Source organism: Phytoactinopolyspora mesophila (assembly GCF_010122465.1).
In the GTDB taxonomy this organism is placed as follows: Bacteria; Actinomycetota; Actinomycetes; order Jiangellales; family Jiangellaceae; genus Phytoactinopolyspora; species Phytoactinopolyspora mesophila.
Genome location: NZ_WLZY01000007.1, coordinates 176,526 through 191,642, shown reverse-complemented (window position 1 = coordinate 191,642; position 15,117 = coordinate 176,526). Strand labels below are relative to the sequence as shown.

At 66.5% G+C, this 15,117-nt stretch carries 13 protein-coding genes; 12 read left to right on the top strand and 1 reads right to left on the bottom strand.

Features of this window, described 5'->3' with window-relative positions; translation table 11 throughout:
* Positions 1–422: 422 nt before the first annotated feature.
* From rpsB to F7O44_RS19795, 12 genes are all read left to right on the top strand, one after another.
* The gene (gene rpsB / locus F7O44_RS19850) at positions 423–1,346 is read left to right on the top strand and encodes a 30S ribosomal protein S2 (protein WP_162452021.1); all 924 of its coding nucleotides are present in this window, start codon (positions 423–425) and stop codon (positions 1,344–1,346) included.
* A 180-nt stretch (positions 1,347–1,526) separates the two neighbouring features.
* Positions 1,527–2,345, top strand: coding sequence for a translation elongation factor Ts (gene tsf / locus F7O44_RS19845; RefSeq protein WP_162452020.1), 819 nt, complete (start codon positions 1,527–1,529; stop codon positions 2,343–2,345).
* Positions 2,346–2,490: 145 nt separating this feature from the next.
* Positions 2,491–3,282 (top strand): UMP kinase, encoded by a 792-nt coding sequence (gene pyrH, locus F7O44_RS19840; protein WP_162452221.1) that lies wholly within the window; start codon positions 2,491–2,493, stop codon positions 3,280–3,282.
* Positions 3,283–3,354: 72 nt separating this feature from the next.
* The gene (frr, locus tag F7O44_RS19835) at positions 3,355–3,912 is read left to right on the top strand and encodes a ribosome recycling factor (protein WP_162452019.1); all 558 of its coding nucleotides are present in this window, start codon (positions 3,355–3,357) and stop codon (positions 3,910–3,912) included.
* A gap of 18 nt (positions 3,913–3,930) precedes the next feature.
* Positions 3,931–4,800 (top strand): phosphatidate cytidylyltransferase, encoded by an 870-nt coding sequence (locus F7O44_RS19830; protein ID WP_162452018.1) that lies wholly within the window; start codon positions 3,931–3,933, stop codon positions 4,798–4,800.
* Positions 4,801–4,902: 102 nt separating this feature from the next.
* On the top strand, positions 4,903–6,042 hold the full coding sequence (gene rlmN, locus F7O44_RS19825; protein WP_162452017.1) for a dual-specificity RNA methyltransferase RlmN: 1,140 nt from the start codon (positions 4,903–4,905) through the stop codon (positions 6,040–6,042).
* Between the two features lie 168 nt (positions 6,043–6,210).
* Positions 6,211–7,224 carry a DivIVA domain-containing protein gene (locus F7O44_RS19820; RefSeq protein ID WP_162452016.1) on the top strand — a complete coding sequence of 338 codons (1,014 nt, stop codon included), beginning with the start codon at positions 6,211–6,213 and terminating at the stop codon, positions 7,222–7,224.
* A gap of 73 nt (positions 7,225–7,297) precedes the next feature.
* On the top strand, positions 7,298–8,131 hold the full coding sequence (locus tag F7O44_RS19815) for a M55 family metallopeptidase (protein ID WP_162452015.1): 834 nt from the start codon (positions 7,298–7,300) through the stop codon (positions 8,129–8,131).
* The gene (locus tag F7O44_RS19810) at positions 8,124–9,428 is read left to right on the top strand and encodes a M20/M25/M40 family metallo-hydrolase (RefSeq protein WP_162452014.1); all 1,305 of its coding nucleotides are present in this window, start codon (positions 8,124–8,126) and stop codon (positions 9,426–9,428) included. Before F7O44_RS19815 ends, F7O44_RS19810 begins: the two co-directional genes overlap by 8 nt.
* Positions 9,429–9,499: 71 nt before the next feature.
* The gene (locus tag F7O44_RS19805) at positions 9,500–11,503 is read left to right on the top strand and encodes a S9 family peptidase (protein WP_162452013.1); all 2,004 of its coding nucleotides are present in this window, start codon (positions 9,500–9,502) and stop codon (positions 11,501–11,503) included.
* A 154-nt stretch (positions 11,504–11,657) separates the two neighbouring features.
* On the top strand, positions 11,658–12,602 hold the full coding sequence (locus tag F7O44_RS19800; protein WP_162452012.1) for a S66 peptidase family protein: 945 nt from the start codon (positions 11,658–11,660) through the stop codon (positions 12,600–12,602).
* Positions 12,603–12,683: 81 nt separating this feature from the next.
* Complete coding sequence (locus F7O44_RS19795) at positions 12,684–13,082, top strand: GNAT family N-acetyltransferase (RefSeq protein ID WP_162452011.1); 399 nt, start codon at positions 12,684–12,686, stop codon at positions 13,080–13,082.
* A gap of 341 nt (positions 13,083–13,423) precedes the next feature.
* Here the strand turns inward: F7O44_RS19795 and sppA are convergent, their stop codons facing one another.
* Positions 13,424–15,106: a signal peptide peptidase SppA gene (gene sppA, locus F7O44_RS19790; protein WP_162452010.1), complete on the bottom strand. Its 1,683-nt coding sequence runs from the start codon at positions 15,104–15,106 to the stop codon at positions 13,424–13,426.
* Between the last annotated feature and the right edge of the window lie 11 nt (positions 15,107–15,117).

Below are 15,117 nucleotides of genomic sequence, written 5' to 3'. Positions count from 1 at the left end.
CGACGATGGCCAGCATCTCCCAGCCCAGCATCTAGCCGCCTGCCACCTCCACGGCGTGACGGGCTGACCCTTCTCCGGTGATCGTCAGTGGGTTGTGGTCGCTGAACCGCCACCACATCCCACTGACGATCACCCACGAGCGACCACAACCCACTGACGATCACCGGAAAGGTGGGGTGCAGCGCGTGTGGTGGGCGGGTGGTGAGGCGGCCGGGTGTGCCGTACACTGGCGGTTGGTTCAGTTTGACTGGGCCAAAAATTCGCGTGTCCGTTGTATCGGTCCGCTGTCGTGGTCCCTGGCGCTGCCAGGGTTGGCGGTAGGACTTTCGGGCACCAGGCGCGGCAGTAACCGGGCTGTCCGCGAGACAACCACAACGACGCGCCTCCCGGAGTGTAGGCGCGAGAGGGAGGTAGGCGCGGCTATGGCCGTCGTCACCATGAAGCAGCTCCTGGAGAGCGGCGTACACTTCGGGCACCAGACTCGGCGCTGGAACCCGAAGATGAAGCGGTTCATCTTCACTGAGCGCAATGGCATCTACATCATCGACCTGCAGCAGTCGTTGTCCTACATCGACCGCGCATACGAGTTCATCAAGGAGACGGTCGCCCACGGCGGCACCATCCTGTTCGTCGGCACCAAGAAGCAGGCGCAGGAAGCCGTCCGTGAGCAGGCGACCCGGGTGAACATGCCCTACGTCACCGAGCGCTGGCTCGGTGGCATGCTGACCAACTTCCAGACGGTCAACAAGCGGCTTCAGCGGTTGAAGGAGCTCGAAGAGCTCGACTTCGACGACGTCGCCGCGTCGGGGCTGACGAAGAAAGAGCTGCTCATGCGTAAGCGTGAGCGGGACAAGCTGGACCGGACGCTCGGTGGTGTACGCACCATGGGGAAGGTTCCCAGCGCGGTATGGATCGTCGACACCAAGAAGGAGCACCTCGCTGTCGACGAGGCCCGCAAGCTCGGCATCCCGGTGGTCGCCATTCTGGACACCAACTGTGATCCGGACGAGGTCGACTTCCCGATCCCGGGTAACGACGACGCGATCCGTGCGGTCAACCTGCTGACCCGGGTTGTCGCCGACGGCGTTGCCGACGGTCTGATCGCGCGCCATGGGCAGCGCCCCGGGGACGAGGCTGCTGCCGAGGTCGCCGCTGACGAGCCGTTGGCCGAGTGGGAGAAAGAACTGCTCGTGGGCGCCGAGGGTGGCGCGAACAAGGAGGCCGCCCCCGCGACCGAAGAGCAGGCTGCCACAGCTGCTGCGGCCGACGAGTCGGCACCGGCTGCGCAAGAGCCGACGACCGAGGCAGAGGCCGACCTCGCCCAGACCGCGAGTTCTCAGGCCTGAGCCTGTTCAACGGCAGCGGCGTTCCCGGCTTCGAGGAACGCCGCTGCCGTCGTACGTGATTGACGAGACGAAGGGCCGTCGACCACTCGGCGAGCAGCCGCTGGTAGCACGGCAGACCGTTGGTCCGGCCCGGCAACAAATCCCCGACGAGCCACGATAACGGAGAGAGAAGCGTAAGAGATGCCGAACTTCACAGCGGCGGATGTCAAGAAACTGCGCGACGCCACCGGCGCGGGAATGATGGATGCCAAGAAGGCCCTCGAGGAGAGCGACGGCGACTTCGACCAAGCGGTCGAGGTGCTGCGGATCAAAGGTGCGGCCAAGGCCGCGAAGCGCAGCGCCGAGCGCACCACGGCCAACGGTCTGATCGCCGCGGAGGGCGCGGCGATGATCGAGCTCGCGTGCGAGACCGACTTCGTGGCGAAGAACGCTGATTTCCAGGAGCTGGCAGCCGAGATCGTCTCCGCGGCCGCGGCGAGCAAGCCGGCCGACGTCGCCGCGCTGTCCGCGGTGACGCTGTCCGACGGCCGTACCGTGGGCGACGCTGTAGCGGCGGCCTCGGCCGTCATCGGTGAGAAGCTGGAGATCCGCCAGGTCGCGGTCTTCGACGGCGCGGTCGCCACGTACCTGCACCGCCGCTCGGCCGACCTTCCGCCCCAGGTGGGTGTGATCGTCGAGTACTCCGGAGACAACGCGGACGCAGCCCGGGACGCTGCCATGCAGGTGGCGGCGATGCGTCCGCAGTACGTGTCGCGGGACGACGTGCCGGCCGACGTCGTGGCCAACGAACGGCGCATCGCCGAGGCCACGGCCGTCGAGGAAGGTAAGCCCGAGCAGGCGCTGCCGAAGATCGTGGAGGGCCGGGTCAACGGCTTCTTCAAGGAGAACGTCCTGGTCGACCAGGCGTCGGTCAAGGACTCCAAGAAGACGGTCGGTGCCATGCTCGACGAGGCCGGAGTGACCGTCAAACGGTTCGCCCGGTTCGACGTCGGCGCCTGAGAATCGGAGACGGACGTGGTACTCATGATCATCGTTGATCGTTGCGGCAGCCCGCCGCTGGCGATCATCGATGATCATGGGGCGTGGTGAGGTACGCCGGGAGCATGAGGAGGCTGGCGCCATGGTGGAGCAGACAGCTGACGAGATGTCAGCTTTGACGACGGGCGACGGCCGGGCGCACGGCAGGAGAGTACTGCTGAAGCTCTCGGGTGAGGTGTTCGGCGGCGGCAAGGTCGGCGTTGATCCCGACGTCGTCAAACAGATCGCCGCTCAGATCGCGAGCGTGGTCGATGAAGGTGTTCAGGTCGCCATCGTGGTTGGGGGCGGGAACTTCTTCCGCGGCGCCGAACTCCAGAACAACGGCATGGACCGGGCTCGTGGCGACTACATGGGCATGCTCGGAACCGTGATGAATTGCCTGGCCCTGCAGGACTTCCTCGAGCAACGCGGGGTTGATACCCGGGTCCAGACGGCCATCACCATGGGGCAGGTGGCCGAGCCGTACATCCCGCGCCGAGCTGCCCGGCACCTCGAGAAGGGGCGGGTGGTCATTTTCGGGGCGGGCGCCGGGATGCCGTACTTCACTACCGACACGGTGGCGGCTCAACGTGCGCTGGAGATCGGCTGCGACCGGTTGCTGATGGCGAAGAACGGCGTCGACGGGGTATATGAGGCCGATCCTCGCGAGGACCCGAAGGCCCGCAAGTACCTCAGCATCACCTACCGGGAAGTCATGCGGCGGCGGCTCGCGGTGGCCGATCCGGCCGCCTTCAGTCTTTGCGCGGACAACAAACTTCCTATCGTCGTCTTCGGGCTGGGGGAGGACTACGGCATCGCCCGCGCCATTCGCGGCGAACCCATCGGTACGGTCGTAGCCTCCGACGTGGATACTGTGTTTGCTGGCAATGCCGAAACGGGCCAGGTCCTCGACAGCTGACGTGCTGATACGAGACACTTCGATCTCTCGGCGTGAGCGTCGGTGGGTGCACACTAGGGCAAAGGAGCAGCGGTGATCGAGGAAACACTCTTCGAGGCCGAAGAGAAGATGGAAAAGGCGGTATCGGTCGGCAAGGAGGACTTCGCCTCGATCCGGACCGGACGGGCTCATCCTTCTCTCTTCAACAAGATCCTCGTCGACTATTACGGGGCGCCGACACCCATCAACCAGGTGGCGTCATTCCATGTGGCCGACGCCAGGATGATCACCGTGCATCCCTATGACAAGAGCTCGATGGCGGCCGTCGAACGAGCCATCCGGGACTCCGACCTCGGTGTCAACCCCTCCAACGACGGCCAGGTCATCCGTGTGGTGCTGCCGCAGCTGACCGAGGAGCGCCGCAAGGAGTACATCAAGCTGGCCCGCGAGAAGGCGGAAGGGATCCGGGTTTCCATCCGTAACATCCGCCGGCACGCGAAGGAGACGCTCGAGAAGCTCGTCCACGACGGCGAGGTGGGCGAGGACGAAGCCGGGCGCGCCGAGAAGCAGCTGGAAACGCTGACCAAGAACCACGTCGATCAGGTCGACGAGTTGCTGAAACACAAAGAAGCCGAGCTGCTTGAGGTCTAGCGCGTGTCAGGCCTGGTTATGACAGGGACTTCGAGCGGTTCTGACGAGGAGCCGGAACCCACGTCCACGCCCAGTGAGCGGCAAGCGCCACGGGCCGGCCGAGACCTTCGTGCCGCGACAGCCGTGGGTGTGGGGCTGGGCGCCCTGGTCATCAGCACGCTCTTCCTCTACCCGCCTGCCTTCGCCGGCCTCGTGGTCGTCGTCATGATCCTGGCGGTCTGGGAGCTGTCTCAGGCTTTCCTGTCGCGTGGCGTCGCCATTCCGCTGGTGCCTATTCTGATCGGCACGGCGCTGATGCTGATCGGCACATTCGTCGCGGGCACGTCGCCGCTCGTGGTCGGGCTCGGGCTGACCGTTGTCGCCATCTGTGTGTGGCGCCTCGGCGACCCCGCCACGGGTTACGTCCGTGACGTCAGCGCCGGCGTATTCACGGCGGTGTACGTGCCGTTCCTGGCCGGCTTCGCGATGCTGATGATGCGCGCCGACGACGGCCACTGGCAGGTCATGGCTCTGCTGCTGGTTGTGGTGGCTTCGGACACCGGCGGATACTTCACCGGCATCCTGATCGGCAAGCATCCCATGGCCCGCACCGTCAGCCCCAAGAAGACGTGGGAGGGCTTCAGCGGCTCGCTGCTGCTCGGAACAGGTGCCGGCATCGCCGTGGCCGTGCTGGCCTTCGACGCGCCATGGTGGGCCGGCGTCGTGCTGGGAATCGTCGGCGTCGTCGGCGCCACCGTCGGCGATCTCGGTGAGTCGATGATCAAACGTGATCTCGGTGTCAAGGACATGAGTTCGTTGCTGCCTGGCCATGGAGGCGTGATGGATCGCCTTGACTCGCTGCTGCCGACCGCGCCACTGGTTTGGCTGGTGCTCACGTACGTCTTCTAGTGTCCAGTTGACCAGGTTCTACGCCGAGGACGGGTAAGAAGACCTGGTCGACAGGCTGCTAATTCTTCCGCCGCCGAGTTTCGTGGGAGAATCGTCGTCGTTATGGCTACTGACAGCTCTGCCCTCAAACCAGGAGAACTCCAGCTGACGCCGGTGCGTCGCGGCAAGCCTCCACGCCATCTGGCCGACCTCGACGTAGCCGGGCGGCGGCAAGCCGTCGCCGAGCAAGGGGAACAGCCCTTCCGGGCTGACCAGCTCTCCCGGCACTACTTCGGCCGCTTGACGGCGGATCCGGAACAGATGACCGACATCCCCGCGAGCACCCGAGATCAGCTCAGCGGGTCGCTGCTGCCGTCGTTGGTCACTCCGGTGCGGCACATGGAGACCGACGGTGGTTCGACCCGCAAGACCCTGTGGCGGCTGTTCGACGGCTCCCTGGTCGAGAGTGTGCTGATGCGCTACAGCGGTGCTCGCGAGCGAGTCACCATCTGTGTGTCGAGCCAGGCGGGGTGTGGCATGAACTGCCCCTTCTGCGCCACCGGCCAGCAGGGACTCACTCGGAACATGTCTACTGCGGAGATCGTCGAACAGGTAGTCGCCGGGGCCCGCATGATGGCCGACGGCGAGATCCCTGGGGGACCGGGCCGGATCACCAATGTCGTGTTCATGGGTATGGGCGAGCCGATGGCCAACTACAAGGCCGTTGTGTCCGCTACCCGGCGGATGACCGATCCGGCCCCGGCCGGCCTCGGCATCGGCCAGCGTGGTGTCACTATCTCAACCGTTGGACTGGTGCCGGCGATCGATCGGCTGGCCGACGAGGGCCTTTCGGTCACACTTGCCCTGTCCTTACACGCGCCCGACGACGAGCTGCGCGACGAACTGGTGCCGGTCAACACGCGATGGAAAGTGGCCGAGGCGCTGGACGCCGCCCGGCGCTACTTCGACCGTACCGGACGGCGGGTGTCAATAGAATATGCCCTGATCAGAGACATCAATGATCACGCCTGGCGGGCCGAGATGCTGGGCCGGCTGCTGACCGAACGCGGCCGTGGATGGGTTCATGTGAACCCGATTCCGCTCAACCCCACGCCTGGCTCGAAGTGGACCGCGTCGGACCCTGAAGTGGAGCGGACATTTGTCCGGACACTTGAGAGCTTCGGCTTACCTGTTACGGTACGTGACACACGTGGACGTGACATAGATGGGGCCTGTGGACAGCTCGCAACCTCGGGCGTCTAAGATTCCTAACCACTCGCGAGTGGTGCGTCTAGACTACGTTCTGCTTGGAGGAGCCGGTCACGGGGGACACGGCTTTCAAGGCGGGAGTCCTAGGGCTCTCGCCGTTGAATGCCGCCCTGCCGTGGCCGGCTGTTCTCGTTTCATAAGGAGTGTGACGATGCAGTGGCTGTGAGTCGCGAACCTGAGTTCCGTACGGTACGGATGCGGGAGGGGTACGACCTCGACGCCGTCGATGATTTCGTGGACCAGGTCATCGATGCGCTCGACGGCCGTCCGGCGGGTAAGGGCATCACACCCGAGAGGATCGAGTCCGAAGAGTTCAAGGTCGTCCGCATGCGCGAGGGCTACTCGATGGACGACGTCGACGATTGGCTGGATGCCGCTGCCGCGGAGCTGCGCAAGATGCGCCAGGCCCAGCAGGCGCCGCAAACCCACCAATACGGGCCGCCCACCCAGCACGCGCCGCAGATGCAACGTGCACCGGACGCCGGCTGGGGTGCGCCCGAGCCTCCTGGGCATGCCGCGCCGCCCATGGCTCCGGGGGTCCCGCCCCCGGTGAGCCCGCCGGTCTACCCGCCGCCAGCCGCGGCGGCGCCGTATACGGGCTTCGGTGAGCCGGCGGCCGACGCCGACCCGCTGACCGACTCCGCGGTCAACGAACTCGATCCTGCCCTGCGTGCACTCGACCCGTCCTACACTCAGCCGGTTCAGCGCACTCACCAACAGCCGGCGGTGAACGGCTATGACTCTCCTTCGGACGACCCCTCGCTGTCCGATGTTCAGACGCCCTCCACGGGACTGCACCACGTCGAGATCTGGACCCGGGACATCGAGCTGGCCACCCGCTCGTTCGGGTGGCTGTTCGAGCGTCTGGGCTGGACGTTGTTCCAGGTATGGGACAACGGCCGGTCGTGGCAGTCGCCGGGTGGCGGTCCGTACGTCGTGATCGAGCAGTCGCCGGATATCGCCTGGACGCCGTACAACCGCAAGGCACCTGGGCTGAATCACCTGGCGCTCGCGGTGCCGGAGCGGTGGATGGTCGACCGGATCGTGTCCGAGGCGCCCACCTACGGCTGGCGGCTGATGTTCGCTGACCAGCACCCTTATGCGGGTGGGCCGCACCATTACGCCGCCTATTTCGAGAACGAAGAAGGCTTCGAAGTGGAGGTCGCTACGCCATAGCGGCTGCCTGGGAGGAAAAGATTCGGCAAACCCCTCTTCTGTCCGCAAGACGAGTCGCGTACGGTAGCGATTTGTGAAGTATTTGGTATCAGCGGACATGGAAGGGGCCACGGGCGTCACATGGCCGGCTGATGTCGAGCCGGGAACGGCGGCCTGGCAGCGGTGCCGGCCGATGTTCACCTCAGACGTGAACGCGGCGATCGCGGGGCTCTTCGACGGTGGCGCCCGGGAGGTCCTGGTCAATGAGGCACACGCCACCATGCGCAACTTGCTACTCGAAGAACTTGATCACCGTGCGGAGATGATCACCGGTCGGCACAAAGCTCTGACCATGGTCGAAGGCGTGCAGCAGGGTGACATTGACGGCGTCGTTTTCCTCGGGTACCACGCCGGTGCCGGAACCGAGGGCGTCCTGGCCCACACCTATCTCGCGAACTCCATCACCGGTGTCTGGGTAGACGACCGGCCCGCGAGTGAGGGCTACCTCAACTCGCTGGTGACAGCGGAGTACGGTGCACCCGTGGTACTGGTGACGGGCGACGACCAAGCGTGCGCGGACGCCGCGTCCTATGCGCCGCAAGCCCAGACCGTGGCGGTGAAGGACTACGTATCCCGCTATGCCGCACGCTGCCGGCCGCTGGCACGTACTTTCGCCGACATCCGGTCGGCTGCCAAAGCGGCCACCGCACTCGCCGGGCGGCACGATCCACCCGGGCCACGCCGGTTCCGCGTCGAGGTCGAGGTCGACGCGACCCAACTGGCTGACTTCGCCTGCATGGTCCCGACCGTGGGCCGGACAGGCCCACGCCGTGTGGGCTACGAGGCGACGTCGGCCTACGAGATGATCCGTTGCTTCAAAGCGGTGACCACGCTGATTTCCAACGCGATAGAACAGGACTATGGCTGAACTCGATGTCGTTGCGCTCGCTTCCGACCTGATCCGAATCGACACCACCAACCGCGGCGGCGGTGACTGCGTGGAACGCCCTGCTGCCGAATACGTCGCGCAACGTCTCGAAGAGGTGGGCGTCAGCGCGACCCTGCTGGAGTCTGCCCCCGGCCGGACCAACGTCGTCGCCCGGATCCCCGGCTCGGAACCTGAGCTTCCGGGTCTGTTGGTACACGGCCATCTGGACGTCGTTCCGGCCGACGCGGCGGACTGGAGCGTCCACCCGTTCTCCGGCGAGGTCCGCGACGGCGTCCTCTGGGGCCGCGGAGCGGTAGACATGAAGAACATGGTCGCCATGACCCTCAGCGTGGTGCGTTCCTGGTCCACGGCCGGCCGTCAGCCGCGTCGCGACATCGTGCTGGCCTTTACCGCGGATGAGGAAGACACCGGCGCCTACGGCGCCGGCTTCCTGGCCGATAAGCACCCGGAGTTCTTCGAAGGCTGCACCGAAGGCATCAGCGAGTCGGGTGGGTACACCTTCCACGCCAACGGGTGCCGGCTGTACCCGATCGGGGCCGCCGAACGCGGAACTGCCTGGCTCAAGCTGACCGCTCGCGGTACGGCCGGGCACGGATCGAAGGTCAACCGCGACAACGCCGTCGGGGCGCTGGCCGCCGCGATGAACCGGATCAATGAGTACCAGTGGCCGGTGCGGCTGACCCCTACTGTCCGAGAAGCCCTTGTGCAGATCGGGGCCGCCCTTGGGGTGAAGGTCGAACCGGACGACGCCGGGTTCGACGTTGATGCCGTCATCGAGCAGCTAGGCCCGGCTCGGCGGCTGGTCGAGTCGACGGTCCGAAATAGCACCAACCCGACCATGCTGGAGGCCGGCTACAAGGTCAACGTGATTCCCGGTGTGGCGACCGGGCACGTGGACGGACGTGTGCTCCCGGGGACCGAAGACGAGTTCGAGAAGACGATAGAGGAACTCACGGGTCCGCGGGTGGACTGGGACTACTATCACCGCGAGGTTCCGCTGTCGGCCCCCGTCGACTCACCCACGTTTGCGGCCATGGTCGACTCCTTACTGGCCGAGGACCCTGACGGCTATGTGGTGCCCTACTGCATGGGTGGCGGTACCGATGCCAAGCAGTTCTCCCGGCTGGGTATCGCCGGTTACGGATTCGCCCCGCTCAAGCTGCCGCCGGAGTTCGACTACGGTGCCCTGTTCCACGGTGTGGACGAGCGTGTTCCGGTGCAGGCACTCGAGTTCGGCGCCAGGGTTCTCGACCGTTTCCTGGCCGACGTCGGCTGAGCGCCCATCTCGGCGGTCGAGGCAGCCGCCGGCGACCGACGAAAAAACAAGCGGAAGGGAAACCGACACCGATGTCTGAAGTCGTCCCGCACGGTGCGTGGCCGTCGCCAATCGACGCTCCGACGGTCACCGGGATTCACGGCAAGCCGGGCTGGGTGAGCGTTGCCGATTCACACCTCTGGTGGGTCGAACCAGTGCCGGCCGAAGGAGGCCGGGTTGCATTGGTGCGGGGATCTGTCGCGGGTGATTCGCGCCGAGACGTCGTGTTGCCGGCTCCGTGGAATGTACGTAGCCGGGTGCATGAGTACGGCGGGCGCCCGTACGTCGTGGTCCCCTCCGGCGGAGTAGGTCCAGAGGTCGTCTTCGCCGAGTTCTCCGATCAACGCCTGTACCGGTACCGGCCCGGGGCCGACGCCGCGCCGCAACCGCTGACCCCTGCCCCCGCCCGCCATGCGGGTTACCGCTATGTCGAACCGATCGTCGGACCCGGTGCCAGTGAGATCTGGTGCATTCGTGAGGAGCACACCGGCCCGGCGCCCACCGACGTGACGCGGGCGATAGTGGCGGTGCCGCTCGACGGATCGGCAGCGGCCGACCCGGCAGGCGTGCGGGTGCTCGTCACGGACCGCCACTTTCTCGCGTGTCCCCGTCGTTCGCCGGACGGCCGGCAGCTTTCCTGGATCGGCTGGGGCCATCCCGCCATGCCCTGGGACTCGACCGAGCTGCGGGTAGCCACCATCGGCGCCGACGGCGTCGTCGGCCCGCCCGGTACCGTGGCAGGAGGCCCGGACGAGGCCGTCGTTCAGGCCGAGTGGGAGTTGCCGGACACGTTGCTTTACGTCTCCGACCCTGACGGCTGGTGGAACCTGCACCGGGTCCAGCTGAACGATGCCGGGCGCCCGGTCGGCGACGCGGTCAATCTGTGCCGCCGCGAGGAAGAGTTCGGCGGAGCGTTGTGGGTACTGGGCATGCAGTGGTTCCAGCCCCTGAGCGACGGCCGGGTCGCCGTTGTACACGGCCGGTCGTCGACCCGCCTCGGCGTGCTCGACACCGCCACGGGGGATCTGACGGACGTGGCGGGCGACCACACCGAGTGGGCGGCGACGCTCGCCGGGTCCGGAGCCACTGTCTACGGGGTCGCGGCCAGCCATGACCGCCCGTACCAGGTGACCGCCGCCGACGTCGTGGGGCTTCAGACGCTCAGCCACGAGCCGGAGGCGCTCGCGCCGGTCGACGAGGCGCTGCTGCCGCATCCGTCGGCGCGGACGTTCTCGGGCAAGGACGGCCGCGAGATCCACGCCAGTGTGTATCCGCCGCGCAATGAGTACGTCGCGGCTCCCGACGGTGAGCTGCCGCCGTACGTTGTCTTCGTGCACGGCGGGCCCACCAGCCGGGCACCGATGGTGTACGACCTTGAGGTCGCCTACTTCACCAGCCGCGGGATCGGTGTCGTGGAAGTCAACTACGGCGGCTCGACCGGCCACGGCCGCGCCTACCGAAACCGGCTCCGGGAGAGCTGGGGTGTGGTCGACGTGGAGGACTGCGCTGCGGTGGCGCAGGCACTCGTCGACGACGGCCTGGCGGATCCGGCCCGGCTGGCGATCCGTGGCGGGAGCGCGGGAGGTTGGACCACTGCGGCCGCGCTCGCCTTCACCGATGTGTTCCGATGCGGGGTCATCATGTTCCCGATCCTCGACCTGGCCGGTTGGCGGACGGGGGAGACCCATGATTTCGAGTCGCAGTATCTGGAGAGCCTGATCGGCGCCTGGCCCGCGACGGCTCAGCGGTATCGTGATCGATCGCCAAGCAACCACCTCGATCAGATCGCGGTGCCGTTTCTTCTCCTGCAAGGGCTCGAGGATGAGATCTGCCCGCCGGTGCAGGCCGAGCGTTTCGTCGCGGCGATGGCTGGGCGTGGAATCCCGCACGCCTACCTGACCTTCGAGGGCGAACAGCACGGGTTCCGGCAGAAAGAGACAATCGTCACTGCGCTGGAAGCCGAATTGTCCTTGTACGCACAGACGTTCGGCTTCGAGCCTGCCGGAGACGTTCCCCGCCTCCAGCTGACCACCTAAGGGGAACCGTGCGGCGCGGCAGGGCGGAAAAGGTGGGGCGAGAATCGCCGTGTCGCGTGCTCGCGCGCGGCGCCGGTGGTACGGTAACGTGCCTGCCGCTGACGAGCCGTGGCATTCCCCTCGGTGACCCCACGACAGATTCCAGGATGACGCCATGAACCTGCAACCGTTGACCCGGCCACGCAGACTGACGACAGGCGATCGAGTGGTCGTCGTGGCGCCGAGCGGTCCGGTGCCGAAAGACCGGCTGGACGCTGGCTGCGATATTCTGCGCGGCTGGGGGCTTGATGTGAGCATCGCGCCTCACGTCACAGACCGCCACGAGCGCTTCGATTACCTAGCCGGCGCTGACGCCGACCGCGCCGCTGATCTGCAAGCGGCCTGGTGCGACCCTTCGGTGGCCGCGGTCGTCTGCGCTCGCGGCGGTTACGGTGCACAGCGTATGGTCGACCTCCTCGACTGGTCGGCGATGGCGCAGGCAGAGCCCAAGGCCTTAGTCGGATTCAGTGACATCACCGCTCTGCACGAAGCGTTCGCCAACTGCCTCGGGGTGGCCACGTTGCATGCGCCCATGGCGGCCGCAGATTCGTTCATCGGAGACGCCGGCACCGCGGAGCACTTGCGGCAAACTCTATTCGAGCCGGAGTCGGTGCAAACGCTCACCTCCGAGCAGGCCCAGGTCGTCACCCTGGGCAGTCTCGACGGCGCAGATGCCCGCGTCCTAGGCGTGACAGTAGGCGGCTGCATCAGCCTGCTGGCGGCTGAGCTGGCGACTCCTACCGGTCGTCCGAACGTCGCCGGCGGGATCCTCATGATCGAGGAGGTGGGCGAAGAGGCATATCGCATCGACCGCTACCTCACCCACATGCTGCGCACCGGTTGGCTGGACGGGGTAGCCGCCGTCGTGCTCGGTTCTTCCCGCGATTGCGACCCGATCGAAGACCTCTTGGCCGACCGCTTCGAGCATTTCGGCGTGCCGATCATCTCCCAGTTCGGATTCGGGCACGGCGCGCAGACGCTGACCATCCCGTTCGGTGTGGCCGCGACGCTCGACGCCAAGACCGCCACGCTGAGCTTGGACGTCCCAGCCCTCGCATGAGACGCGGGAGGCCGTAGTGTCGTGGACGTGCCACGCTCCGGCGAGCACGGGCCCTTTCCGACCCATGGAATACGTGAACAGATGAGTGCGCTATCGGTCCATACGGCACGGGAACTGCGCACGCTACTTGCCCGGGCTTCCGGCCTGCTCACCGCCCTGGTGGGCGACGGGCGCACGGCGGCGATCGGGAAGGGCCTGGCGCGCATCAGAGAGGTGACTCCACGGGTGCCGCACGCCTATCTCCATTTCCTGGCCGTTGATCCTGGCCTGCAGCGTCGTGGGCTTGGCAGGAAAGTGATCGTGCCCGGCCTGCGCCGCGCGGAGCGCGCCGGTCTAGGCGTCCACTTGGAGACGACCAACACGGAGAATCTCGCGTTCTACCAACGTCTCGGCTTCGAGGTCAGCGAAAGCCTCCGGCTCTCGGAGGGCGGGCCGACCCTGTGGGCGATGTGGCGGGCACCTCGGATCACCGGAGAGTGATCTTTCAAGTGAAATTGGCGCTATGTCAGGATAATCTTGACTGACGTTGGCGCCGCCAAGGTGGCAAACCAAGGGTGGTTCACTCACATCGGCCGTATGCAGCGATGCGACGGCTGCAGATGTGCGCCGACGAAGCGCGGGACCGGCCCATCCCCCTGGGGCCGGTCCCGCAGTTTCGGTGGTGCCGAAGCACTCACCCTGCGAGCATCCTCCGCTTCTTCATGCTCGCCCCCCTATGTATACGGGGTGCGATCGTGGGGATTTAGGGTCTTAAGTCCTTAGATTCCCGGGCAATTGTGGCCTTGCCGGGAACTCCGCGAGCCCGGCGGCTCGTGCCGCCGCTACTTCCACTCGCCGAGAGATTTGGCCGTATTCAGCGAGAACGGCATGGTCAGCGGGCCGGCAGCAGGTAGTCCGAGCGCCGCGGCGAGGTGCGTCATCGGCCCCCATGCCCGCATCACCACCGACGTGGCGGCCGGAGACTGGCTTGATTCGGCCGGGCGCATGCGGTCGAGCAGTGACACCTTCGGGAAGGTGCGAACGTCGGACAGATCGTTGCGGGCCGGCAGTCCGCCCCGGATCCGCGCGAGACCCACGGCGGTGACCAGTCCGCCGAGCTGATCGACCAGCCCGTGGCGATGCGCGTCAGCTCCGGTCCAGATCCGGCCTTTGGCGACGCTGTGGACGTCGTCCCGCGCCATGCCGCGATCGTGGGCGACCTTCGCGACGAAGTCGTCGTACACGCCGTCCAGCCATCGATCGATGATCTCCCATTGCGCGTCGGTGAACGGCTCGCTGGGGGAGAACATCCCGGCCTGCTCACCGACACTGACGCTGTCCATACGAACACCCAAGCGCGTCAGCAGCTTCTTGATGACCATCTTGCCGGCGAGCACCCCGATGGATCCGGTGATGGTCGCAGGAGCCGCGACGACGACGTCGGCGCCCATCGAGACGAAGTAGCCTCCGGACCCCGCGACAGCTCCCATGGAGGCGATCACCGGCTTGGCCCGGCGGGCCTGTAACACCTCGCGGCGGATCGTGTCCGACGCCACGTAAGAGCCGCCGGGGCTGTCCACGCGGAAGACGATCGACTTCACCGACTCGTCCCGCGCGGCCGCGCGGAGGCTGGCGCTGATCGTTTCCGAGCCCATTGATCCGCCGCTCATCGGACTCGCCGAGCTGCGGCCTACGGTGACCGGGCCGTGTCCGTAGATCAGCGCGACGCAGCCACGTTTGCGGGTGACGGGCGCCAGCATGGCGCGGCTCTTGACGGCGGACTGGTTGTACCGTCCGACGTAGCGCAGTCGCATCCGGCCACCTACCCGCCGCGCCATTGATGTATACGCTTCGTCGCGATAGCCGACGTGGTCGATGAGGCCCGCCGACTTCGCGGCCGCGGCGCCGATGATGCCGCTGTTGATCAGCTCACGTACCCGTTCGATGGCGATACCCCGCGACTTGCACACGGCCTCGAGCAGCTGATCGCCGGTGGACTCCACGATCCGGCCCAGCGATTCCCGGTGTGCCTCGGTGAACTCGGCCTGGGTGAACGTGTCGGCGGCGTTCTTGTATTCGTAGCGCTGGCCGAGTTCTGGGTGTAAGCCCAGCCGGTCCAGTGCCTCGCGCAAGAAAACCGCCCGGGCATTGAGGCCGGTCAGGCCGATGTCGCCCGACGGTTGAAGCCATATCTCGTCGAAGGCGGTGGCCAGGAAGTAGCCGACGGTGCCGGGCGCGAGCTCACCGAAGCTCTGCGCCCACGCCACGGCCGGCTTGCCGGAGCGGCGAAACTCTCGGACCGCTTCACGCAGTTCCTGCGCGGTGGCGGGGGAGTATGCCGCGCCGTCGCACTGGGCGATCAGCCCGCCCACATGCTGGTCGCGGGCGCCGCGGCGAAGCCCTTCGATGACGTCGGTGAGATGGGTGCGGTTCCGGGCGCGAAGCGCCGAGAGCGGGTCCTGCGGCGGAGTGGTGGCCATGGGCGTGAGGAGATCGAGTTCGAGAACAAGTGGAACGACGGCCATGCGATCCAGAC